Origin of the sequence: Geobacter sulfurreducens PCA, from assembly GCF_000007985.2 — a bacterium.
GTDB lineage: Bacteria > Desulfobacterota > Desulfuromonadia > Geobacterales > Geobacteraceae > Geobacter > Geobacter sulfurreducens.
Genome location: NC_002939.5, coordinates 1,008,413 through 1,030,510 on the forward strand (window position 1 = coordinate 1,008,413; position 22,098 = coordinate 1,030,510).

Annotated in this window: 20 protein-coding genes and 1 riboswitch; of the genes, 11 read left to right on the forward strand and 9 right to left on the reverse strand. The window is 61.7% G+C overall.

Going from position 1 to position 22,098, the window contains the following annotated elements; all coding sequences use genetic code 11:
- Positions 1-176: 176 nt before the first annotated feature.
- The 9 genes from GS_RS04720 (at position 177) to GS_RS04760 (ending at position 10,876) form a co-directional block, all read left to right on the forward strand.
- Positions 177-929, forward strand: a complete 753-nt coding sequence (locus GS_RS04720) for a hypothetical protein (protein WP_010941606.1) — start codon at positions 177-179, stop codon at positions 927-929.
- Between the two features lie 51 nt (positions 930-980).
- Positions 981-1,319, forward strand: a complete 339-nt coding sequence (locus tag GS_RS04725; RefSeq protein WP_010941607.1) for a P-II family nitrogen regulator — start codon at positions 981-983, stop codon at positions 1,317-1,319.
- 37 nt (positions 1,320-1,356) lie between these two features.
- The gene (locus GS_RS04730; RefSeq protein WP_010941608.1) at positions 1,357-2,826 is read left to right on the forward strand and encodes an ammonium transporter; all 1,470 of its coding nucleotides are present in this window, start codon (positions 1,357-1,359) and stop codon (positions 2,824-2,826) included.
- Between the two features lie 230 nt (positions 2,827-3,056).
- A complete protein-coding gene (gene gnfK, locus GS_RS04735; protein WP_010941609.1) occupies positions 3,057-3,803 on the forward strand; it encodes a nitrogen fixation two-component system sensor histidine kinase GnfK in 747 nt (248 codons plus the stop codon).
- Positions 3,804-3,919: 116 nt separating this feature from the next.
- Positions 3,920-4,705 carry an inositol monophosphatase family protein gene (locus GS_RS04740; protein WP_010941610.1) on the forward strand — a complete coding sequence of 262 codons (786 nt, stop codon included), beginning with the start codon at positions 3,920-3,922 and terminating at the stop codon, positions 4,703-4,705.
- Between the two features lie 87 nt (positions 4,706-4,792).
- Positions 4,793-5,527, forward strand: coding sequence for a PilZ domain-containing protein (locus GS_RS04745; protein ID WP_235044976.1), 735 nt, complete (start codon positions 4,793-4,795; stop codon positions 5,525-5,527).
- Positions 5,528-5,681: 154 nt separating this feature from the next.
- A riboswitch (SAM riboswitch) is annotated at positions 5,682-5,788 on the forward strand.
- 74 nt (positions 5,789-5,862) lie between these two features.
- Positions 5,863-6,996, forward strand: coding sequence for a trans-sulfuration enzyme family protein (locus GS_RS04750; RefSeq protein ID WP_010941612.1), 1,134 nt, complete (start codon positions 5,863-5,865; stop codon positions 6,994-6,996).
- Positions 6,997-7,011: 15 nt separating this feature from the next.
- Positions 7,012-8,148, forward strand: coding sequence for a trans-sulfuration enzyme family protein (locus GS_RS04755; protein WP_010941613.1), 1,137 nt, complete (start codon positions 7,012-7,014; stop codon positions 8,146-8,148).
- A gap of 199 nt (positions 8,149-8,347) precedes the next feature.
- A complete protein-coding gene (locus GS_RS04760; protein ID WP_010941614.1) occupies positions 8,348-10,876 on the forward strand; it encodes an EAL domain-containing protein in 2,529 nt (842 codons plus the stop codon).
- 88 nt (positions 10,877-10,964) lie between these two features.
- On the opposite strand, the gene GS_RS04765 is transcribed toward GS_RS04760, so the two are convergent.
- The 5 genes from GS_RS04765 to GS_RS04785 all read right to left on the reverse strand — a co-directional run bounded on the left by GS_RS04765 (position 10,965) and on the right by GS_RS04785 (position 15,983).
- On the reverse strand, positions 10,965-11,669 hold the full coding sequence (locus GS_RS04765; RefSeq protein ID WP_010941615.1) for an ABC transporter ATP-binding protein: 705 nt from the start codon (positions 11,667-11,669) through the stop codon (positions 10,965-10,967).
- 17 nt (positions 11,670-11,686) lie between these two features.
- Complete coding sequence (locus tag GS_RS04770) at positions 11,687-12,886, reverse strand: ABC transporter permease (protein ID WP_010941616.1); 1,200 nt, start codon at positions 12,884-12,886, stop codon at positions 11,687-11,689.
- Positions 12,883-14,055 carry an efflux RND transporter periplasmic adaptor subunit gene (locus GS_RS04775; RefSeq protein ID WP_010941617.1) on the reverse strand — a complete coding sequence of 391 codons (1,173 nt, stop codon included), beginning with the start codon at positions 14,053-14,055 and terminating at the stop codon, positions 12,883-12,885. The genes GS_RS04770 and GS_RS04775 overlap by 4 nt, the downstream gene beginning before the upstream one ends.
- Complete coding sequence (locus GS_RS04780; RefSeq protein ID WP_010941618.1) at positions 14,052-15,326, reverse strand: TolC family protein; 1,275 nt, start codon at positions 15,324-15,326, stop codon at positions 14,052-14,054. Before GS_RS04780 ends, GS_RS04775 begins: the two co-directional genes overlap by 4 nt.
- 66 nt (positions 15,327-15,392) lie before the next feature.
- Entirely contained in the window at positions 15,393-15,983 is a 591-nt protein-coding gene (locus GS_RS04785) for a TetR/AcrR family transcriptional regulator (RefSeq protein ID WP_010941619.1), read from the reverse strand.
- Between the two features lie 220 nt (positions 15,984-16,203).
- Between GS_RS04785 and GS_RS04790 the strand changes: the two genes are divergently transcribed.
- Complete coding sequence (locus tag GS_RS04790; protein WP_010941620.1) at positions 16,204-17,496, forward strand: GGDEF domain-containing protein; 1,293 nt, start codon at positions 16,204-16,206, stop codon at positions 17,494-17,496.
- A 273-nt stretch (positions 17,497-17,769) separates the two neighbouring features.
- On the opposite strand, the gene GS_RS04795 is transcribed toward GS_RS04790, so the two are convergent.
- The 4 genes from GS_RS04795 to GS_RS04805 all read right to left on the reverse strand — a co-directional run bounded on the left by GS_RS04795 (position 17,770) and on the right by GS_RS04805 (position 20,171).
- Positions 17,770-18,360 (reverse strand): carboxypeptidase-like regulatory domain-containing protein, encoded by a 591-nt coding sequence (locus tag GS_RS04795; RefSeq protein WP_010941621.1) that lies wholly within the window; start codon positions 18,358-18,360, stop codon positions 17,770-17,772.
- Positions 18,339-18,464: a hypothetical protein gene (locus GS_RS17695; RefSeq protein WP_262421261.1), complete on the reverse strand. Its 126-nt coding sequence runs from the start codon at positions 18,462-18,464 to the stop codon at positions 18,339-18,341. The genes GS_RS04795 and GS_RS17695 overlap by 22 nt, the downstream gene beginning before the upstream one ends.
- Positions 18,465-18,661: 197 nt before the next feature.
- The gene (locus GS_RS04800; protein WP_010941622.1) at positions 18,662-19,642 is read right to left on the reverse strand and encodes a transposase; all 981 of its coding nucleotides are present in this window, start codon (positions 19,640-19,642) and stop codon (positions 18,662-18,664) included.
- A gap of 94 nt (positions 19,643-19,736) precedes the next feature.
- Positions 19,737-20,171, reverse strand: a complete 435-nt coding sequence (locus GS_RS04805; RefSeq protein WP_010941623.1) for a hypothetical protein — start codon at positions 20,169-20,171, stop codon at positions 19,737-19,739.
- A gap of 560 nt (positions 20,172-20,731) precedes the next feature.
- Here GS_RS04805 and ltrA point away from each other — a divergent pair.
- Positions 20,732-22,072, forward strand: coding sequence for a group II intron reverse transcriptase/maturase (ltrA, locus tag GS_RS04810; protein ID WP_164930422.1), 1,341 nt, complete (start codon positions 20,732-20,734; stop codon positions 22,070-22,072).
- Positions 22,073-22,098: the final 26 nt, after the last annotated feature.

The following is a 22,098-nucleotide window of genomic DNA, read 5'->3' on the forward strand; positions in this document are numbered from 1 at the left end:
CAATCGGCACAACGCTGTGCCATCCATGCAACGAAATCGGGTAACCAGGCAAAGGCGCCTTCCACCACGGGTGGAGGCGCCTTTCTTTTTTTACATTGTGCGGAAAGGAGGAGAAGCTGAACGTCGTTGGGAGGACATTCGTGAATGCAATTATTACTGACAAAGGAGAAGCATCAATGAAAATGACGATGAAGATTCTTTCCCTGACCACAGCACTCGTTACCATGATCACCGGCGTTGCCCTGGCGACCCCCTCCACCCAGGTCTGGATTCCGTCCACCGATGTGCAGGCCTTCGGCACGGCCCACCTCGGCATCGACAATTACCTGAGGGTCTCCAAGAATCCCGACGGCAGCCGCCAGCCCAACACCTACGACCTGGGCCTGACCTTCGGCCTTCTCCCCTTCGAGAAGCTCCAGATGGAAGCGGGCGTAGACTACATGGTGAATGCAACCTCCCCCGGCGACAGCCATCCCTTCTACCTCAACGTGAAGCTGGCAACCCCCGAGGGGTCGCTCTTCGGGTACTCGCCCGCCATTGCCGTAGGTGCCTACAACATCGGCTTCAAGGAAGACGTCTCTGACCAGAACATCGTGTACGGGCTCGTCGCCAAGACCCTGCCGGTTGTGGGGAGACTGTCGGCGGGCTACTTCGTCGGGAACAGTGCGGTGCTGAACGACGCGAACGGCGAGAACGACAACCATGGCGTGCTCCTTTCCTGGGACCGTACCATGAGCGAAATCTCCGACAAGCTGTGGGTGGCGGTCGACTACCAGGGGAGCGACAGCTTCATGGGAGCCCTGAACTTCGGTGTTTCCTGGGCCTTCTCCAAGAACGTATCGCTCCTCGTGGGCTACGACATCTACAACAGCTCGGTAACGGGCGGGAAGAATACCTTCACCACCCAGCTCGACATCAATTTCCCTTAACCGGGAGCAGGATCGGTTCCTGTCCCACGTCCACATACACGGAGGCACGCAATGAAGCTAATCGAGGCGATAATCAAACCGTTCAAGCTGGATGAAGTGAAGGACGCCCTCAACGAAATCGGCATCGAGGGGATCACCGTGAGCGAGGTCAAGGGATTCGGCCGCCAGAAGGGACATACCGAGTTGTACCGCGGCGCCGAGTACGTGGTGGACTTCATTCCCAAGGTAAAGCTGGAGATCGCGGTGGCTGACGAACTGGTGGCAAAGGTGGTGGAAACCATCGAAAGCACCGCCAAGACCGGACGGATCGGCGACGGCAAGATATTCATCCTTTCCCTGGACGAGGCGGTCAGGATCAGGACCGGTGAGAAGGGTAACGAAGCGATCTGATCGCTCGAGATATTACAGAAACCAACGGAGGTTCATCATGAAGTGGAAACGTTCGATCATCACACTTGCCCTGGCCGCCGCAGCCTTCATGGCTCCGGCCGCAGTCCTCGCCGAAGAGGCCAAGGCCCCCGCCGTGGCGGCAACCCAGGCAGCCGTCACCTCCGCCCAGGCTGCTCCGGCGGCCGTTGCCCCGGCTGAGGCCGCACCGGCGGCTGCCGAAGCCCCCAAGGTGGCCGAACCGGTCCTCAATACCGGCAATACCGCCTGGATGCTCGTCTGCGCGGCCCTGGTCCTTCTGATGCTTCCCGGCCTTGCCCTCTTTTACGGCGGCATGGTCCGGAGCAAAAACGTCCTCTCAACCCTGATGCATTCCTTTGTTGCCATGGGGATCGTGGGGGTCCAGTGGGCCGTCATCGGTTACTCGCTGGCCTTCGGTCCCGACATGGGCGGCATGGGGCTTGTGGGAGACTTCAGCCGGGCGCTGCTCAACGGAATGATCAGCTTCAAGGACGGCGCGCCGGTCTACACCCTCTGGCAGAACGTGACCAGTGAACCCAACGCCATCCCCGAGTACGTCTTTGCCATGTTCCAGGGAATGTTCGCCATGATCACCGTAGCCCTCATCTCCGGCGCCATGGCCGAGCGGGTTAAGTTCTCCGCCTACTGCGTCTTTGTGCTCCTTTGGACCACCCTGGTCTACGATCCCCTGGCCCACTGGGTCTGGATGGTGGACGGCTGGCTCTTCAAGAAGGGTGCCCTGGACTTTGCCGGCGGCACCGTTGTTCACCTCTCCTCCGGTATTTCCGCCCTGGCGTTCCTCGTCTTCCTCGGCAAACGTCACGGGTTCCCCCATGAGCGTATGGCTCCCCATAACCTCTCCATGACCATGCTCGGCGTGGGGCTCCTCTGGTTCGGCTGGTTCGGGTTCAACGCGGGTTCGGCGGTAGTCGGCGTGAACAACGTTGATGCGGCCGGCGGGCTTGCGGGCCTCGCCTTCGCCACCACCACCATCGCCCCGGCAGCCGGCGGCCTGGCCTGGATGATCGCCGAATGGATCCACGCGGGCAGGCCCTCGGCACTCGGCTTCGGTTCAGGCGTGGTCGCAGGACTGGTCGGCATTACGCCCGCGGCCGGCTTTGTCCAGCCGGGCGCTGCCATCATCATCGGCCTCGGCGCCGGCGTGATCTGCTACCTGGGTGTGCTCATGAAGGCGAAGCTCAAGTATGACGACTCCCTGGATGCCTTCGGCGTGCACGGCGTGGGCGGCACCTTTGGCGCCCTCGTCACCGGCGTCTTCGCCACGGTGGGGGCCACGGGGCTCCTCTCCGGCAACGTGTCCCAGTTCATCACCCAGGTGATCGGGGTGGTGTCGGCCGGTGCCTATGCCTTCATCGTGACCCTGGTCATCGCCTTCATCCTCGACAAGACCATCGGTCTCCGGGTGGAGAAGGAAGACGAGATCATGGGCCTCGACCAGACCCAGCACTCCGAGTCGGCGTACAACTAGAAACATTTTATCTCACGTTTCTGATGAGCCGCCCCTTCCAGGGGGCGGCTTTTCTTTTTGTGCTGAAATATTGGGCAGACTGGTGATTGAAAAAGCGGCATTAATCGAGGTGACGGCCGGTCGATGGTGCGTAAAGGCCTGAATATATAACATCTTCGTTCTGGCATGCCTCGTGCCTAACGGATGGTGGGGCTCTCCGCTTCGGCCCCCAACCGGATCCCGGGTGACCCATGGCAAATGCGCTTGCGAAGTACATAGCAGAAAAGGACCCTGTCGAGGGCGAGCTGCTGGAGCTTCTTGCATTCAACGAGAAGATGGCCGAGCTCGGCCGGATGGCGGCCGGTGTGGTGCATGAGCTGAACACGCCTCTGTCGGTCATCGTTTCGGCCACCCAGATGATCCTCCGCGAAGAGGGCCTGCCCGATTTCGTACGCGAGATGGTGGAGCGGGTCAACCAGGAAGCCCACCGGCTGTCTGACATGACCAAGGGGGTCCTTTCCTTTACCCGCCGGGACGTAAGCGACCACCAGGAAGCGGACGTGAACCAGGTGCTCCGGGAGGCCATGACCCTGTTGCGTTACGAGGCCCATAAACGCTCTATCGCCGTCATCGAAGATCTGGATTACCGGCTCCCCTTCATTGCCGCCGACGCCAACCGGGCGAAGCAGGTTATCATAAACCTGGTCATGAACGCCCTCCAGGCCATGGGAGAGGGCGGAAAGCTCTTCATTCGCACCAGCCAGAACGGGGAGGGGGGCGTAACGGTGCAGGTGACGGATACGGGTCCCGGCATCCCGGCTGAATTGCTGGGGCATATCTTCACCCCCTTTTTCACCACCAAAGAGCCGGGAGAGGGCACCGGGCTGGGCCTGTTCATTACCCGCAAGCTCATGGAGTCGGTGGGCGGGGCCATCGCGGTGGAAAGCACGGTGGGGGAGGGGACATCCTTTACGCTCACCTTTGTCGCAGCCGAGTGAATTTTTAGGCACTTCCCGATTCACAGCCGCCCAACTACGGTTCGGGCGGCTTTTTTTGTCGCGTGAAACGCGGCTGTTTGCTATAACCCCTCAAGCACCATTTCCGGGAGAATGCCATGACCGCCACGTATCTCGCCGTTGCCGCCGAGGCTGCCCGCCGGGCCGGACAACTCCAGCGCGAGCGTCTCTGGACCGACCACGACATCCGCTACAAGGGGGAGATCGATCTGGTCACCGAGGTTGATCAGGCCAGCGAGGAGCTGATCGTCGCCGCCATCCGCGCCGCGTTCCCCGACCATGACATCCTGGCCGAGGAACAGACCAGGGAGACGGGCACCTCCCGGTATCGCTGGATCGTGGACCCCCTGGACGGCACCACCAACTATGCCCACGGCTTTCCGTGGTTCTGCGTCTCCATTGCCCTTGAAATCGACGGAGAGGTGACCGTCGGCGTGGTCTACCAACCGGTTATGGACGAGCTTTTCTCCGCCGTGAAGGGGGAGGGTGCCTTCGTGAACGGCAGTCCGATCCACGTCTCGTCGCGGGCTCCCCTGAAGCAGTGCCTGCTGGCTACGGGCTTCCCCTATGACCGGACCCGTGACAATGAAAACAACTTCGACAACTTCTACCGCTTCCAGTTTGCCGCCCGCGCCGTGCGCCGAGCCGGCGCCGCGGCCCTCGACCTGGCCTGTGTTGCCGCCGGCAGGCTTGACGGCTACTGGGAGCTCAAGCTCAAGCCGTGGGACGTGGCCGCCGGCTTTCTGCTGGTGACCGAAGCGGGGGGGCGGGTCACCACTCACGACGGCGCATCCTTCTCCGTGTCCGAACATCGCATCCTGGCTTCCAACGGTCTGATCCACGACGAAATGCAGAGGGTGCTGGCGGCGGGAGACACCCTCTAACCTGTCGTTTTCCCATATTGACTGTATTTGCCCATTGACGACTGTGCTGTTCCGGGCGTATATCCTCTGCTTCCCGTGGAGAATGCAATGGCAGAACGTAATGAAGAGTCGATGAAAACCGAAGAGCCTGTCCGCCTGGTATTCGTAGTAGAGGGCCGGGTGGCCGTGGCGCCGTATCTTGATACGGTGCGGAGCGAAGTGGAGGACGTGACGGTCGTCTCCTCCATCGGGGAACTTTTTCCCCTCATGGCGCGGGAGGCGTTCAACGGTATCCTCCTGGACGTTCCCACCCTGGTTCGGGCGACCAGCACGGAAAAGGCTGCCCTCTACGATCTGATCCAGGTGTTTCCCACGCTCAGGGTGAAATGGGATTCCCGCTCTGCCACGGTGCGGGCGCTTTTCTACGATCGCGTCCCCGGTCCCGGCGCCGGGCTCGGGAGCTTCGTCCGCCAGGTCTGCGCCTGTTTCGTCCCCCGCATCATCCGCCGGAGGGACCGGGTTGCCGCTCACCTGAACGTGATGGTTTCGGAAACCCCGGCGTTCAGCCCGGAAGAGGTGACGCGCACGGTCAGCCTCAATCTCTCGCTCGACGGGTGCTTTCTCATTGCCGTCGATCCCTGGCCCCAGGGCGCCCGGCTCTGGCTGCGCATGCTGGAATTCGACGACCAGACACCCATCGCGGCGGAGGTCCGCTGGCGCAAGCCGTGGGGGGTGTCGCCGGGCATAGCCGGCGCCGGGGTCAGATTTCTTGAGCTGACGGATGAGCAGAGGAAGTGTGTTGTTGATTTGTGTGAGCAGAATAGGGTGGTAGGCGGTATCTGAAGCTGGCGTATTATTCTCTGCAGCCGGTTGGTATATATTTTTACAAAAAATAATCAAAATCTGATTTACTAATGTCTATCAAATTGGTAAGGTATCTTACGGTTTGAAGGCGTTTCGGGCAGCAACGAGCGTAACCCACAACAGAATACGGCTTAACTTATCAAGAGCGACCGAGGGACAGGCCCGGTGACGTCGCGGCAACCTCCCCATGGGGGGAAGGTGCCAATTCCTGCGAGACCGACAGGTTTCGGGAGATAAGGAAGAGCGTGACACCTCACGGTGAATCGAATCCTCTTCCGCACCCCGGAAGGGGATTTTTCATTGTGGAGGAAACCATGAACATCGCGACGCAGGCAGCACAGATCGGTCTCGACTGGGATACCCGCACCGGGGCGGTGACGGTACCCATCTACCAGACGGCAACCTTCCGGCATCCGGGATTGGGCCAGAGCACGGGCTACGATTATTCCCGCTCCGGCAACCCCACCCGCCAGGCCCTGGAAGAGGGGATCGCCCGGCTGGACGGCGGCGCCAGGGGATTTGCCTATGCCTCGGGCATGGCTGCCATCGCCAATCTCCTCCTGCTCTTCAAGAGCGGCGACCACCTGGTGGTGACCGAGGACCTCTACGGCGGCACCTGCCGTCTCTTCGACCAGATTCTGGTCCAGTACGGCCTCTCGTTCACCTATGTGGACACGAGCGATCCTGAGGCGGTGCGGGACGCCATCCGTCCCGAGACCAGGGCCCTGTTCGTGGAGTCCCTCACCAACCCGCTCCTCAAGGTCGCCGATATCGCGGCCCTCTCGACCCTCTGCCGCGAGCGGGGGCTGCTTTGTATCGTGGACAACACCTTCCTCACTCCCTATCTTCTGCGGCCCCTGGATCTCGGGGCCGACATCACGGTCTACAGCGGCACCAAGTACCTGTCCGGGCACAACGACACGGTGTCGGGGCTGGTCGTGGTCAAGGAGCCGGCCCTGGCCGAGCGGGTCTACTTCCTCCAGAATTCCGTGGGCGCAGTGCTGGGGCCCCAGGATGCGTGGCTCACCATCCGGGGGATGAAGACCCTGTCGGTGCGACTGGACCGCCAGCAGGAAAACGCCGGCCGGATCGCCGAATGGCTGGCGCGGCATCCGCGGGTGCCACGGGTCTTCTATCCGGGGCTGCCGGGCCATCCGGGCCACGAACTGCTGGCGCGCCAGGCCCGGGGCTTCGGCGCCATGATCGCTTTCGAGGTGGATGATAAGGCTCTGGTGGAGCGTTTGCTCCTCAAGACGGAATTGATATCATTCGCGGAAAGCCTCGGCGGCGTTGAAACCCTGATCACCTTTCCCCAGGTTCAGACCCATGCGGACATCCCGCCGGAGGTTCGGGAGCGGCTCGGCATCAATGACGTGCTCCTGCGCCTTTCGGTGGGGATCGAGGATGCGGACGACCTTATCGCCGACCTGTCCCGGGCATTCGCGTAAGAAATGGAGGACATCATGAAATTCGGCACCCGCATCATCCATACGGGCCGTGAGATCGATCCGACCACCGGAGCGCTCTCGGTTCCCATTTACCAGACGTCCACCTATCGGCAGGAATCGGTGGACCATTTCGGCAAGTACGATTACGCCCGCTCGGACAACCCCACCCGCGAGGCCCTTGAGGAAACCGTGGCCCAGCTGGAGAACGGGACGCGGGGATTCGCCTTCGCCTCGGGCATGGCCGCCATCTCCTCCACGCTGCTCCTGTTCTCGCCCGGCGATCACCTGGTGGTCTGCGAGGATGTCTATGGCGGTACCTTCCGGGCGCTGACCCAGCTTTTCAGCCGGCTGGGGGTCGAGTCCACCTTCGTGGACGCCACGGACACGGCCGCCATTGAGGCGGCCTTCCGCCCGAACACCAAGGGCCTCTATCTGGAGACCCCCTCCAATCCACTCATGAAGATCACCGACCTGGCCGCCGCGGCCCGCCTGGCCCGGGAGAGGGGGGCCATCACCCTGGTGGACAACACGTTCATGACTCCCTACCTGCAGCGGCCCCTGGACCTGGGCTGCGACGTGGTGCTCCACAGCGGGACCAAGTTCCTGAACGGCCACAGCGATGTGGTCTGCGGCTTTGCCGTGGTGAGGGACCCGGAGTTGGGGCAGCGGATCAGGTTCATCCAGAATGCCTTCGGCGCCATCCTGGGCCCCCAGGATTCATGGCTCGTGCTGCGGGGTATCAAGACCCTGCGGGTCCGGATGGAGGAAAGCCAGGCCGGGGCGGTCAAAATTGCCAACTGGCTGGCTGGGGAAAAACGGGTGAGCCGGGTTTTCTATCCCGGACTCCCCGATCATCCGGGTCACGATATCCATGGCCGGCAGTCGTCGGGCCCCGGCGCGGTCCTGTCGTTCACCCTGGATACCGTTGAAACCACCCGCCGCCTGCTGGAGGGGATGCGTCTGGCTGCCTTTGCCGTGAGCCTCGGCGGGGTGGAAAGCATCATCTCCTATCCCGCCAGGATGTCCCACGCGGCCATGCCGCCGGCCGAGCGGGCCGCCCGGGGGATCGGCGATACCCTGGTACGGCTTTCCGTGGGGCTTGAGGACGCCGACGACCTCCTGGCCGAGATGGACCGCCTGATCAACGGCTGACACGATGCATGGCCGATAATGAAACGCAATGAAAGGATTAGGGTTTTTGCTGAAGATCAGTTTTTGTTTACTTTTAGCTCAACTCCCTGCGCATTTCGCCGATATCTGTAACAAGGTGCACTGTGGTCCGCTCCTCCGTCCTTTAATCATGCAGCGGGTAGCAGCCAGGTGATCTTTCCTTGAAAGTACAGAGGCGGTAATGAAGATTCGGAGCACCCTCACAGCCGGCTGTTTTATCTTCGCCCTGCTCACGGGGCTGGTCGGCTATTTCGGCGGCAGCGCCATCACCAGGATCAGCGCCGAGTTCGACGCGGTGACGCGGGATGGCTTGCCGGCCATTAGGACTCTCCACGACATCCGCCATGCGGGAGTGCGCATTGTTGCCTCCACCAGCGAGTTCGGACTGGTGAGCGTGGTCGGTCGCAACGGCGTTGCTGCCCGCCATCAGGTTGAGGAAGAAAAAGAGCTCCTGGAACAGGGAGCCGGTCTGTACCAGTCCGCGTTTTCCACCCTGAAAGACCTCTCCGACCGTCTTGATCCCGAAACACGGCAGTATGTGCAGGAAATCGACCGGGCCGGCAGGGATCTCCTGGCGCTGAGCGCAGAGTCCATGGAGACCGTGCGCCGCGTCAGCTCACCCGCGGCGATTTTGGAGGTAAAGGAGCGCTTCGAGACAGCGGAGAGACACTTCCTCGACGTTGTCGACCGCGCTCTCGCCCTCGAACGGCGGCGGCTCGTCACACGTCAGCAGGAAGTCCACGATTCCATTACCCTGGCACTGTTCACCCTCAGCGCGGCATCTGCGGTGGCGCTCCTCTTTGCAATGGGTGGCGGCACCCTCTCGGCGATACTGATTTCACGTCCCATAGCGCTCCTGCAGGAAGGGGTCGAGCAGGTGGGGCAGGGAATCCTCGACACCCGCATCGATATCAGCGGCAACAACGAGATCGGCCGGCTCGCCGGCGCCTTCAACCGCATGACCACGGAACTCCGGGCGGCCAAGGACGAAATCACCACGGCGCGCAACTACCTGGACAACGTGATCTGCTCCATGGCCGACGCCCTCCTGGTGGTGGATACCAACGGTACGGTCATGAACGTCAACCCGGCCCTCTGCGGGTTGCTCGGCTACCGGGAGAACGAGTTGATCGGCCGTTCCTTCTCGTCCATCCTGGCCGACGGGGGGCATGGGCAGAGCATCATTGCCGAGATGGCCGAGCAGGGGCAGGTTCCCGACCGGGAGCTCCTCTACCGGAGCCGCCAGGGCGAGCTGATCCCGGTGGTCCTGTCCGGCGGCGCCATGCGGAACCAGGACGGCGAGGTGTGCGGCATCGTCTGCATCGCTCACGACATGAGGGAACGCAAGAGAAGTGAAGAGGAAATCCGGCGGCTTGCCTACTTCGATCCCCTCACCGGCCTGCCGAACCGGGCACTGTTCCAGGACCGGGTCAGCCACGCCCTGGCCGTGGCCAGGCGTGAGGAAGGTGCGGTGGCGCTGCTGTTCCTGGACCTGGACCGGTTCAAGGACATCAACGACACTCTCGGCCATGCCATGGGAGATCTGCTCCTGACGTCGGTGGCCGACCGGCTCAAGGCCCACGTGCGGGTCAGCGACACGTTGGCCAGGCTGGGCGACGACGAGTTCGTGGTCATCCTGACCGGGGCGCGGGATGAGCGGGGAGTGAGCATCGTGGCCCAGTCGCTTCTGGACCTGCTCACCCCGTCCTTTGACCTGGAAGGAAAAGAGGTGTTCATCTCCACCAGTATCGGCATTGCCCTGTTCCCGTCCGACGGCGAGGACGGCAATGTGCTCCTTTCCCGGGCCGATATGGCTCTGCACGCGGCCAAGGAGGCCGGCCGCAACGTCTATCGCTTCTACAGCGACGACATGAACCGCTCCGCCCAGGACCGGCGGGGGCTTGAGGACCGTCTGCGGCGCGCCTTGGCCAATGAGGAGTTCTATCTCGATTATCAGCCCCAGATCGATATGCGGACCGGGGGAATCTTCGGCGTTGAGGCGTTGCTGCGCTGGAACCACCCCGAGGAAGGCCTTATCCCGCCCGGGCGCTTCATTCCCGCGGCCGAAGAGATGGGGTTCATCCGCCGCATCGGCGAGTGGGTCCTGCGGGCAGCCTGTCTCCAGTGCCGTGCCTGGCAGGAGTCGGGCCTCCCGCCGGTCAGGGTGGCCGTCAACGTGTCGGGGCACCAGTTCAACCAACCGGGGTTCATCGATATGGTCGACCGGGTTCTGGAGGAGACAGGGCTTGATCCCACCCTTCTGGAACTGGAGCTGACCGAAAGCACCCTGCTCGAAGGGGCCCGGGACACGATCATGACCCTCATCGACCTGAAGGTAAGGGGCATTCATCTGGCCATCGACGACTTCGGCACCGGGTATTCGTCCCTCAGCTACCTGAAGCACTTCCCCATCGACCGGCTCAAGATCGACCGCTCCTTTGTCCGCGATATCGTCTCCGACCTGGACGACCGGGCCATCGTGGAGGCGATCATCGCCATGGCCCACAGCCTGGGGCTGCGGGTCCTGGCCGAGGGGGTCGAGCGGGAGGAGGAGCTGGAGTTGCTGCGGGAGCGGGGGTGCGACGAGGTTCAGGGGTACTACTTCGGCAGGCCCATGTCGGCCCGGGACCTGGAGGCGCGCCTGATGGCGGCGTTGCCCGCCCGCGGGACCGCACCCCTGCGGCTGATAGCGAGGGCCGAAGAGGGGTAGGACCTGGCCGGTCACCGAAGGCCTTCTGAACCTCGATACTCTCCTCTCTCCGGCATTTCCGGCCGAAACAACCGGCCGTAATGCCGCCTCAGGCGGTCCCGCCGTTGCGCCGCTCCCCCACGATCCGGCCATCGCTCACATCAAGTATCCGATCGAAACCGTGCACCATCCGGTGGTCGTGGGTGACCACCATGATCGCCGAATGGTTCTCCACGGCGAGCCGCTTGAGGAGCGCCATCACGTTCGAGCCGTTTTCGGTGTCCAGGGCCGCGGTCGGCTCGTCTGCCAGGATGACCCGGGGCCGGTTGGCCAGGGCCCGGGCAATGGCCACCCGCTGCGATTGTCCCCCCGACAGGTGTGACGGATAGTGCCCGGCCCGCTCCGCCAGCCCCAGCTCTCCCAGCAGGTCCAGCCCCCGTTGTTTCGCCTCTTTTCGACCGACTCCATTGATTTCCATGGCAACCATCACGTTTTCCAGGGCCGTGAGAAAGGGGATCAGGTTGTGGGCCTGAAAGATGAATCCCAGCCGCTCGCGCCTGATCCGCTTCAGGTCGAGGCCCGGCAACCATCCCTCGTCGGCCACGGTTATTCCGTCGATCACCACCCGGCCGTGGGTCGGTTCCGTAACCAGTCCTATGGAGGTGAGCAGGGTCGTCTTGCCCGAGCCCGACGGGCCCAGAATCGCCACCAGCTCCCCGGGCGACACCCGGAAGGAGGCGTCGGTGAGCGCCCTGACCGCCGTTTCTCCCGTCCCGTAAATCTTTGTCAGGTTTTCCACTTCCACCGCGTACATGCAGATTCCTCCCGTTGTTACGAGCTCAGGGCGTCGGCGGCTTCCACCTTCAGCGCCTTGCGGATGCCCACCATGCTCGCTGCCACGCAGATTACCACCACGATGAGGAAGAGCATCCGGAGGTCGGTCGCCAGCAGTTCCACCCGGCGCGGAAACTTTTCCTGGGTGAGGGTGATGAGGACGTAGCCGATGGCGTAGGCGATGACCCCCATCAGGATCGACTGCTGGAGGATCAGGCCGACGATAACCCGGTTCTTGGCGCCGATCAGCTTGAGGGTGGCGATGGTCCTGATCTTGTCGAGGGTTGACGTGTAGATGATGAGCGAGATGATGACCCCCGAGATGACGAGCAGGATCGCCCGGAACAGCCCCAGCTGCATCTTGGCCTTCTTGATCATCCCTTCGGTGAGGATGGTTGTCTGCTCCTCATCGGAGATGGCGCGCAGATGGTTCCAGCGATCGATCCCGGCGCGGACCCGCGCCGGTTCGGCTCCCGGCGCCAGGCGTGCCACCACGGTGTTGACGATGTGGGTGGAGCCGGTGAGCTCTTCCGCCAGGGCAGATGCCTGTTCCGCCTGGACCGGCGGCAGCCCCTTCCGGGCCACCCGGTCCGCGATCCGCACGCGATTATTGCGAATGGCGTTGTTGTCCTCCTTGAACTGGATCTTCTGGGCATCCTCCAGCGTTACCCAGGCCACCGGATCGCCGCTGGAGGAAACCATCTTCCGGGTAAGCCCCACCACGGTGTAGACGTCGCCGGCTATGGCGAGCCGCTCGCCCACCGCCAGCCCCATGGCCCGGTCGGCCACCAGCTCGTAGTGCTTCTGACCGATCCCTCGCCCCTCCACGATGGCCGGCGGTCCGCCGAGCCCTCCCGGTTCGTATCCCACCAGAAAGAAGCGGAACGGCTCGCCGAAGCGCTCCAGCTGGATATTCTGGAAGGAGAGAGGGGATGCCTGGCTGACCCCCGGCACGGCCCTGATCCGGTACTTGAGGTCCTCGGGCATGCGGGAGGTGGCGGCAAAGGGGCCGCTGGTCCCCTGCTGCACCACCCAGACGTCGGCGCCGGTTGCCTCAAGGATGGCCAGTGCGTCAGCCACGAGGCCACGGTAGATCCCCCCCATGCTCATGACCACGGCCAGGAGCAGCCCCAGCCCCAGGCAGGTCTGGACGAAACGCCCCCGGTGGCAGCGGATGTCGCGGACCGCCAGGTTCACGGCGACACCCTCACCTTCATGCCGTCACGGAATTTCTTCGCCTGGGCCGGCGTCGGCAGCACCACCGGCTCGGCCCCGGCCAGGCCCGACAGGATCTCGGTGACGCCCTGGCGATCCTCGATGCCGACCTGCACCGGCTTGAAGCGGAGCCGACCTTCCGACACCGTCCAGACCCCGTGCTTCCCCCCGTGGCTCGTCAGGGCCGCGGCAGGCAGGGACGGCACGCCGCGTTTGGTGCCGACCGTGATCAGAACGTCGGACTGCTCTCCCAGGCGGAACGCGGGCGGCGGGGCGGCGAAGGCCACGTCCACCGCCAGTTCTTCAGTCACCCGGTCGCTCTCCATGCCGACCCGGGCCACCCGTCCCTGCATGGCACGCTCCGGCGCGGACCGGAGGGAGATCGCGGCCTCCCGGCCCACGGCCACGCCGGCAAGCTGCGATTCGTCCACATGGGCCCTGACCCAGACCACCGCCGGATCGGCAAGGGTGAAGATGCTCTGGCCGGGAGAGACCACGGCCCCCTTTTCCAGGTCGCGGGAGACGATGATCCCGTCGCGGGGGGCGCGGATAACGGTGTCGTCAAGCCGCGACCGGGCCACTCCCCGGGCAGCGCGTCCGGCCGCCGACTCCATGCGGGCCGCTTCCAGGGCCGCACTGCTCCGGGCTTCCTCCTCCCGTGCCAGGCGCCAGGCCGTTTCGTACTGCTCGGCTTCCTGGCGCGACACCAGGTTCCGGTCGGCCAGATTCCGGTAGCGCGCAGCGTTACGCTCGGCCAGTTCCAGGTTTGCCCGCGCCTTTGCCAGGGTGGCCGCCTCTAGGCTCTGGCCGGCCGCCGCCCGGCTGACCCCTGCTTCGGCTTGACCCAGCTGCGCGGCATATTCGTCGCTTTCCAGGCGCGCCAGGATCTGGCCCCGGCGCACCCGGTCCCCCTGGTCAGCGTGGAGCGAAACGATCCTTCCGGTCACCTTGCTGGAAACCCCCACCACCTCCTTGGCCTCCACGGTCCCGTTGCCATAGACCCGGGCCGTCAGGTCCCGCCGTTCGACCCGTACCGTCGTGACCTTCGGCGGGGCCAGGATGGTGGCCTTGACGAGCACGACCAGCGCCGCGAGAAGTGCGGTCCGGACCAGGGCGGTCTTGTGTCTGCGCAGTGTGTGTATCAACGTCATTGTTCCGTTCCTCCGTCGTCGCCAACCGCCCGATCGAGACGCGCCAAGGCTATGCGAGTATCACCCCTGGCGCGGATGTTGGCCGTTTCCGCTTCCAGCTCCCGGGCCTGGGCATCGGTCACCTCGATGATCGTGCCCACCCCCTCCCGGTAGCGTTCGATGGCCAGGGTCCGGCTCTCCCGGGCCGCTTCCAGCTCCCGGCCGGTCGACTCCACCCGGGCCAGGGCCTCCCGCATCCCCAGCCAGGCGCCTTCCACTTCACGCCCCACCTGGAGCTGCTGGTCCCGGCGCCGGGCCTCCACTTCCCGCAGCGCTGCCGCGACTTCCCGTTCCTTCTCCCTGGTGGCGAACCCCGCGAAGATCGGCACGGTAAGGCGCACGCCGACCCCCCAGGTGTTCCCCTCCGGCGGGAAGCTCCGGTCGGCGTATCCGGCGCCGGCCGTTGCCTCGATCACCGGCAGATGTCCGCCGCGGGCGGCCGTCGCTGCCCCTTGGGCCGCCGCGTGGAGCGCATCGTACCGCTTCAGTTCCACCCTGCCTGCCGTGGCGCGGCGTTTCGCCTCCGCCAGATCGGGCAGGGAAGGGCTCTCCCCGTCCGGTTCAGCCAGGGGCCGGTCGGGGAGACTGTCGAGCCCCATGGCGGCGGCCAGATCCACCCGGGCCATGTCCCGTTCATTTTCGGCTGCCGTGAGGAGCGTTCGGGCCGCGTAGAGATCGGCCTCGGCCCGGACCACGTCCAGCCGTGGCCTGACCCCTTCGCTGTAGAACGCCCGGGCCTGGCCCAGGACCTCCTCCCGCGCCCGGACGGTCTCCCTCAGCGCTTCGACCCGGCGCTCCGCCGTCAGGAGGACGTTGTAGACCTCTCGCACCCGGAGCGCCACGTCCTGCCGGACCGCTGCCAGGGATTCCCGGGCCGCGCCCCGCTCTCCCTCTGCCGCTGCCACGGTTCCCGAAGTGCGGCCGAAGTCGTGGAGCGTCTGGCGGAGCGTAAGGCCGGCCGTATAGGTCTCCGTCTCCTTGAACCCTTCGAGGGCGGTCAGGTAGGAGCGGCCCCGGTTCCAATCCGCCACCAGGTCCAGCCGCGGATAGTAGCCCGAGCGGGCCTGCCCCGCGCGCGCATCGGCCCCGCGTAGCGATTCCCGGGCCGCCATGGTTCTCGGGTGGTTCTCCATGGCCGTCACCAATGCCTCCCGGAGGGTAAGGGGCTCCGTTGCCGGGAGTCTCTGGGCCGAGAGCAGGAGAAGCGCCGCAGTCACGATCATCACTCGCATGGCATGGTTCCTTATTCAGTAAAATGAATATTAAGTGAGCATTTGCTCACTTTTGGGGTAAAAAAATTAGCGGAGCAGTTCCGCGAAATTGTCCCAGAGCCGCGCGGACTCGTCCCGGATATCAAAGGCGAAGCCGCTCATCGACCAGCGGATTGCGGTGAAGGAGATCATCCCCAGGAACGTCATGGCGGTCTCCCGGGGGGCAATCCCCTGACGGAATTCCCCTTCGGCAATGCCCGCGGCCACCACCCCCGCCAGGGTTTCCAGGTAGCTCCCGATCCAGATGGCCATTTTCTCCGCCAGTCGCCGGTCTCCCAGGTGAACCTCCTCGGAGAAAATGAAGCGGGGGATGCCCGGATTCTCGGCAATGAGGGCGAGATGGCCGGTGAAGATCTGGTGCAGTTTTTCCACGGGCCGCTGGCTTCCCGCTGCGATCGTCGCCGCCCGTCCGGCCAGTGCTGCGCCGATGAAATCGGTCAGGGCCAGGTTGATTTCCAGCTTGCCGCCGAAGTGACGATAGATGTTCGACTCGCTCATGCCCGCCGCCTCCGCGATGGCCGCGGTGGTCATGGCATTGGCGCCGCGCTCGCCGATGACCCGGAGCGAGGCCTGGACGATCTCTTCCTTGCGGATGCGGGTGCTTTTCTTGGGAATCATGGAACCGCCTTATGCGAGTATGTGCTCACGTTAGCGGATGTGGGGGGGGCGTGTCAATGGAGAAAATGGGTTGAACGCAGAGGTCTTCATGCTGGTGCAAGGGGGGAGGGTTAACTGGTTAACTCCGCTTTGTGCCTTCCGTTTTCGCTCAAGTATAGTGGAAATCGGACGATACGTATGAGAAGCAAGAAATGCCTAAAAATGAAGGGATGCGCACATCATGTCGGCAGAAAAAGAACAGACTGTGGTGGAACGAGTAAAGAGCGCCGACTATTTCTTCCGATCCCTGGTTCTGGTCGCCGCCCTATCCATTGGGGCAATTTTGATGCTTTGCTGTTACGGCACGTACAAAATTTATTTAAACCATACCATCGCAACCGCCGAGGAAGATGCGGTGCAGGTGAGCGAGGCACTGCTGAAACATGAAGAAGTAAATATTATGGAGGGAGATAAGGAAAAGGGTTTTACCGTGACGATTTCCCCGGAAGAACTGCCTCACGTGGACCAGCGGCTGCGGCAGTTCCTCCGCCCCTTCGGCATCGTGAAGATCAAGATCTACAACGAGAAGCGAACCATTGTCTACAGTACTGACAGCGCCATTATTGGAAAGCACGACAAGAATAACGTCCGCCTTGTCCGTGCCTTGCTCGGATTTGTCGATTCCAAGCTGGAGAAGTCAGAGGATGTGCTTGATATGGCCGAAGAGAAGGTGATTGAGGTTGATGTCGTTGAAACGTACGTTCCTATCATAGCCGATGACGGAAGGGTGATCGGCGCCTTCGAGATATACATGGATGTCTCCCGGTACACGAGCGATGTCCGCAATGTGGTGGTGTCCACGTTCGCAATCCTCCTGGTTGTATTGCTGTCCGTATTCGGGTGTTCCTTTTTCGTGATACGGCGGATGACCGAACGCCTCAGGGAAGCAGAGGCGGAATTGAAGCGGATTGCGGTTACTGACCCCCTCACCGGTATTGCCAACCGGCGCCAGATCATTCACCGTGCCACCGAGGAGTTTGCTCGGCAGATGAGAAGGAAGCAGCAGCGGACCGCGGTTCCCAGCCTGGGGATTATCATGGCGGATGTGGACCATTTTAAGCAGATCAATGATACCTACGGTCACAGTGCCGGTGATGACGTCTTGAGGGAGATAGCCTCGCGGATCGGCTCCGTCCTTCGGCAGTATGATGCCGTGGGACGTTACGGCGGGGAGGAGTTCCTGGTCATCCTCTCCGAGACTGAGTTGGAAGAGACGTGGCATATTGCCGAGAGGATTCGACGCCGGGTGGCGGATGATCCGGTGGTCGTCGATAACCAGGTGATCCGGGTTTCCGCCAGTCTTGGCATCGCCACGGTCCTTGCCGGTGAGGCAGACTACCGGCCCGCGCTTGAGCGTGCCGATAAGGGGCTCTATCTGGCAAAGACTGCGGGGCGCAACCGGGTCATGTGTGCCGGCGACGAACAATGCCGCGGCGAACGATCCCGGCCCAAGCTGGAGGCCGTCAAAGGTTAGGGTTATCTGTCTGTTGCTTTTAAGTTGTTGATTTATGCTGGAAGTAAGGGGGCGGGTGCAGGAAGGGACTGTCAGCAGATGGACATCATCCTGGGGTTCCACCAGGGGTCGAAGTTGCTTTGTTGGCTTACCCTTCGCTACTCAACTAATCAACTCCGTACCCTTAGACGTCTCGGTGATTGTTTTATGCGTTATCTTATAGTTCCAGCCGAACACTTCGGTGGAAGCGACCAACAACAGCGTGGCCAGAATTAGTCTGAATATCATAACCAGTTACTCCTCTGGCAGTAACATATTGGCTGGCATGCCCATTTCTCTCATTTCGATGTTGCTTTCTCGGATTAGATTTCTCATTTTTCCCCTGTGCTCAACGGCGCAGCTCGGAAATGAGACATGCCTTTTTCGCCTTTCCTTCATGCTCAATCTCTTCAACCTGAAGGTGGCCTTGTCGCCTTGCCAAATAACCTTATCCTTAGGCCAAACATTCTTGAGGCCGCTCCACGGATTGGGCGTAATCTGCTCATATCCCGCCTTGAAGATGATCACATCCATCTCTTCGATCATGGTGAGCACCAGCAGCCCCAGTCCCGGTATGCTGAACTCGCCGTTCCCGTCGGTCAGGACCTCGCGGCTGTCGTAATAGGTGTGGCTCGCCCCGCCGGCGCCGGGATGCGCCTTGCTCCATTCGCCGAATACTACTGCACCTTCGATCGGTTGGCCGGTTTTGGCATCGATTACCTTACCCTCGTACGGCCCGTCGATCCGCACGTAGTTGACGCAGCCGGTGCTGACGAGGAATGCGGCGATGAGGATGAAGCAGTTGGTAACGCGTCGGGTTTGTTTCAGAAGTTGAGCAGCTTCCATATTCCATTCTCCTTGATGAAGTAGACTGGGTATCCGACCATCTTCTGTTCTCCGAGAATCGTTTCTTCCCGGAAGATGTGGCACTCGGCCCGATCGTTCGCCACATAGACAAGTTCAATCGGGGGGAGGTCTTCACTGAGCAGGGGGAGCCTGTCGCCGAGAGCGGTAACTGTATCCCGGTACGAATTACGGGGACACCACGAATTCTGTACGGATGGCCTACATGTCGTCCCACGAACATAAGGGCTCAAGGGACGTTGTTAATTTGTCGAATCCAGACGTAAGGGCTCAAGGGACGTTGTTAATTTGTCGAATCCAGACGTGTATCGTGCTGAAATTCTGCTGTCGACTCGATTCGGGCAAGAACTTCCTCGCCGCGTCTTCTGGCTATTGCGACGCCTGATCTTGTCATACCCAACACTCTCCCAACCTCTGCCCCGGTGTGGCCCTCTTCTACTGCGGTATAGCAAACGACCGCCCTCGCATCCAAAGTCCGCGGCAGACGAGACTTTGATGCTATGGCTTTCGGCGCGACTCCGTATTGGTCGGCAATGGTCGCAACAATCGATTCTATCGACATAGGACGTCGCAGTTGTTGGTGCAGGCATTCCTCGGTCTTCAGCTGTTCAACGAAATTTTCATCGCCAAGAATCCTTCTATCGCTGGCCGGACAGCCACCGCCGCTGGCTCCTGAACGCTTTCCGACAAGGTCCGGGCGCTCCCCCTGTAAAACACCATCGGCCATGAATTCGCGGTATGTGCGGCGTGATGCGGAGACTCCCGGCCCAAAATACCGCAGGACCTCGTTGATCCCCTGGCCCTCCAGAACAATCTTCCCCATCAGCATTGCATGGCCGGACCACGGGAAGGTGTCCAGCGCGCCCAGATCGGCAACAATACCAGCACGCAAAGGATTCAGATGGATATATCTCACCAGTTCCAGAAGGTACGAATCCTCATCGCACACGATCGACTTGTACCGATTCTGGAATAGATGCCCGGAGCGGTTGTGGCGCAGGTTGAACGAGACGGCGTAGCCAGTAAGGAGCCTCCGCATGAAGGGGGCAAGCGGGGTCCGTGTTGGCCGGAGCAAAAGATGGAAATGGTTCGACATCAACGACCACGCCAGGCAGTCAACATCCATCTCCAGCAGAAGCTTCTGAAGCCGATTCCGGAAGTCCCACCGATCATCATCCGAGAGAAAGATGTCGCGGCGCTCTATGCCGCGAACGATCACGTGCTGCAAAAGATTAGGAATGTCAATTCGCGCTGATCGTGGCATTGGTAATGAACTTTCAGATAGTTATATTGCTCTATTCAACAAATCAACAACGTCCCCTGAATCTCCGGTCCACTATCCGTGTTGGGCATCGCTCCTACTCATGTGCTGATTCCCACCACTTTCTAACGAAGCGCCCACTCCGCCCGAAGAAGAGGATGGAGATATTTGATTTTTGGAGCTTTAATTCGATTTTTGTGAAAAACCAAACTGTCTGGTCTGAATAGGTTTCAACGTCAGATTTGCTAACTACGACCTCGGGGGAACCAAAAGGCGACGTGCCGAGTCCTAAATATTCGGGAGAAGAATGTAGCTGAAGCATGTTATTGAAGCGAAGTGGCAACCGTCCGCCAATAAACATCGCTGATGTGAATCTTCTTCTTTTCTTCCATTCAATCTCTTTTCCGGGATACGCTTCCACTAACTGTCGCCAGCTCCCCAGCATCCCGCGAGAGATCAGTTTTGATAGCGGAATTGCTATCATGATCGCGACCACAAGAAATCCAGCAGCTAAAAGGATTGGGTTTTCCATTTCTTATCTTTTCTTTGCTCAACGGGCGGGAGATCACCGGGCAGCTTTTAGGCCCGGTGCATCTTCCTGGTGTACGCCCGGCATGGGCGTGAACTAATGGGGTGCAAGTCCCCTGTACGTAGAATCCAGCACTGTCGCGAGACAGGGTACCAAAGTACTAGCCGACGGCAAGGGCGCCTCCGCGAGGAGGGGTCTGAAGGAAGCCCGAGCGCAAAGCTATGAGCCGACGAACAGAAACAGCATACAAGGCCGGGGTGTCCGGGCAAGTCAGCACAACATGACGAAGTCCCACGGATTCAGGATGCCAAGGTAAATGCTGCGGTTGTGTAGCCACAGTTCACGTTCTTATCCGGGGAGACCTGCTCCACATGCTAGCGATGTTTGCTGGCGCGGCCTCTGGTAACAGCTGCCGTGATGGGGCAGGAGTCAGCAGAAGCCATAGTAGGCGCGGACGTTGCCGCCAGCGATCCGGCACCTGGAAACAAGCCCGGCGTCGTCACAGACAGCCGGGAAGCCTTACCCCGCCGAAGGGCCGAACGATGAAGAGGAGGTAAGCCCCAATGAGCTTTCACGACATACCGAACCCGACCGGGGGAATGCCCGTGGAGCGCGTCATTGACCGGCCAACTCCGGAAGAGCACCTACTGGAGCGGATACTTGCCACAGAGAACATGGACCTGGCGTGGAAACGGGTGCGGGCCAACAAGGGCGCACCTGGCGTCGATGGTGTTACCATCGACGCGTTCCCCGAACGGTTCCGGCCCCTCTGGGGCGATATCCGTGCATCGCTTGCAACAGGTACCTACCAACCACAGCCGGTCCTTCGAGTGGAAATACCCAAACCAACGGGCGGCACCCGCCCGCTGGGGATTCCCACCGTCCTTGACCGGCTGATCCAACAGGCAACAGCCCAGGTGCTCACGCCGATCTTCGATCCGGAATTCTCCGCATCGAGTTTCGGGTTCCGCCCCGGCCGCTCGGCACACAATGCCGTGCGGCAGCTGCGGGAGTATCTGCGGCAGGGCTACCGCATTGCCGTGGACATCGACCTTGCCAAGTTCTTCGACACGGTCAATCACGACCTCCTCATGACAATGGTGGGGAGGAGGGTCCGCGACAAGCGGGTTCTCACCCTGATCGGCAGGTATCTCAGAGCCGGGGTGGAGGTTGACGGGCGGCTGGAAAAGACCCGCATGGGCGTACCCCAAGGGGGTCCGCTTTCCCCGCTTCTCGCCAACATCCTCCTCGACCACCTGGACAAGGAGCTTGAGAGCCGTGGCCACAAGTTCGTCCGTTACGCCGATGATTTCGTCATTCTGGTGAAGAGCGAGCGTGCCGGCGAGCGGGTCATGGGGAGCGTCAGGAAGTATCTGACGAACAAACTCAAGCTCACGGTCAACGAAGACAAGAGCAAAGTCGCCAGAAGCGGCGACTTGAGCTTTCTTGGCTTTGTCTTCAAGGGAACCAAAATCCTCTGGTCTGACCAGGCGTACAAGGAGTTCCGGCGCCGGGTCAGGAAGTACACCGGCAGGAGTTGGTTCGTCTCCATGGAGTACCGACTGAACAAGCTGTCGACCTACCTCCGCGGCTGGATGGGGTACTTCGGCATTGCCGAAGCCTACCGTGACATCCCGGAGATCGACGGCTGGATACGGCGGCGGGTGCGGCTGTGCTACTGGAAGCAGTGGCGGTGGTGCCGCACCAAGATTCGGAACCTGCTCAAACTGGGTGTACAGCTTGGCACATCCATCAGAGCAGGGCTGAACCGCAACGGTCCGTGGGCCATGTCCCGCAGGCTTGCCGCCCAGCACGGTATGACCAACCAGTGGCTGAAGGATCAAGGACTTGTATCTGTCAAAGAACTGTGGGTGAAGATCCATTACCCGGCCACGGCCCGGTAACTTCGTCGAACCGCCCGGTGCGGACC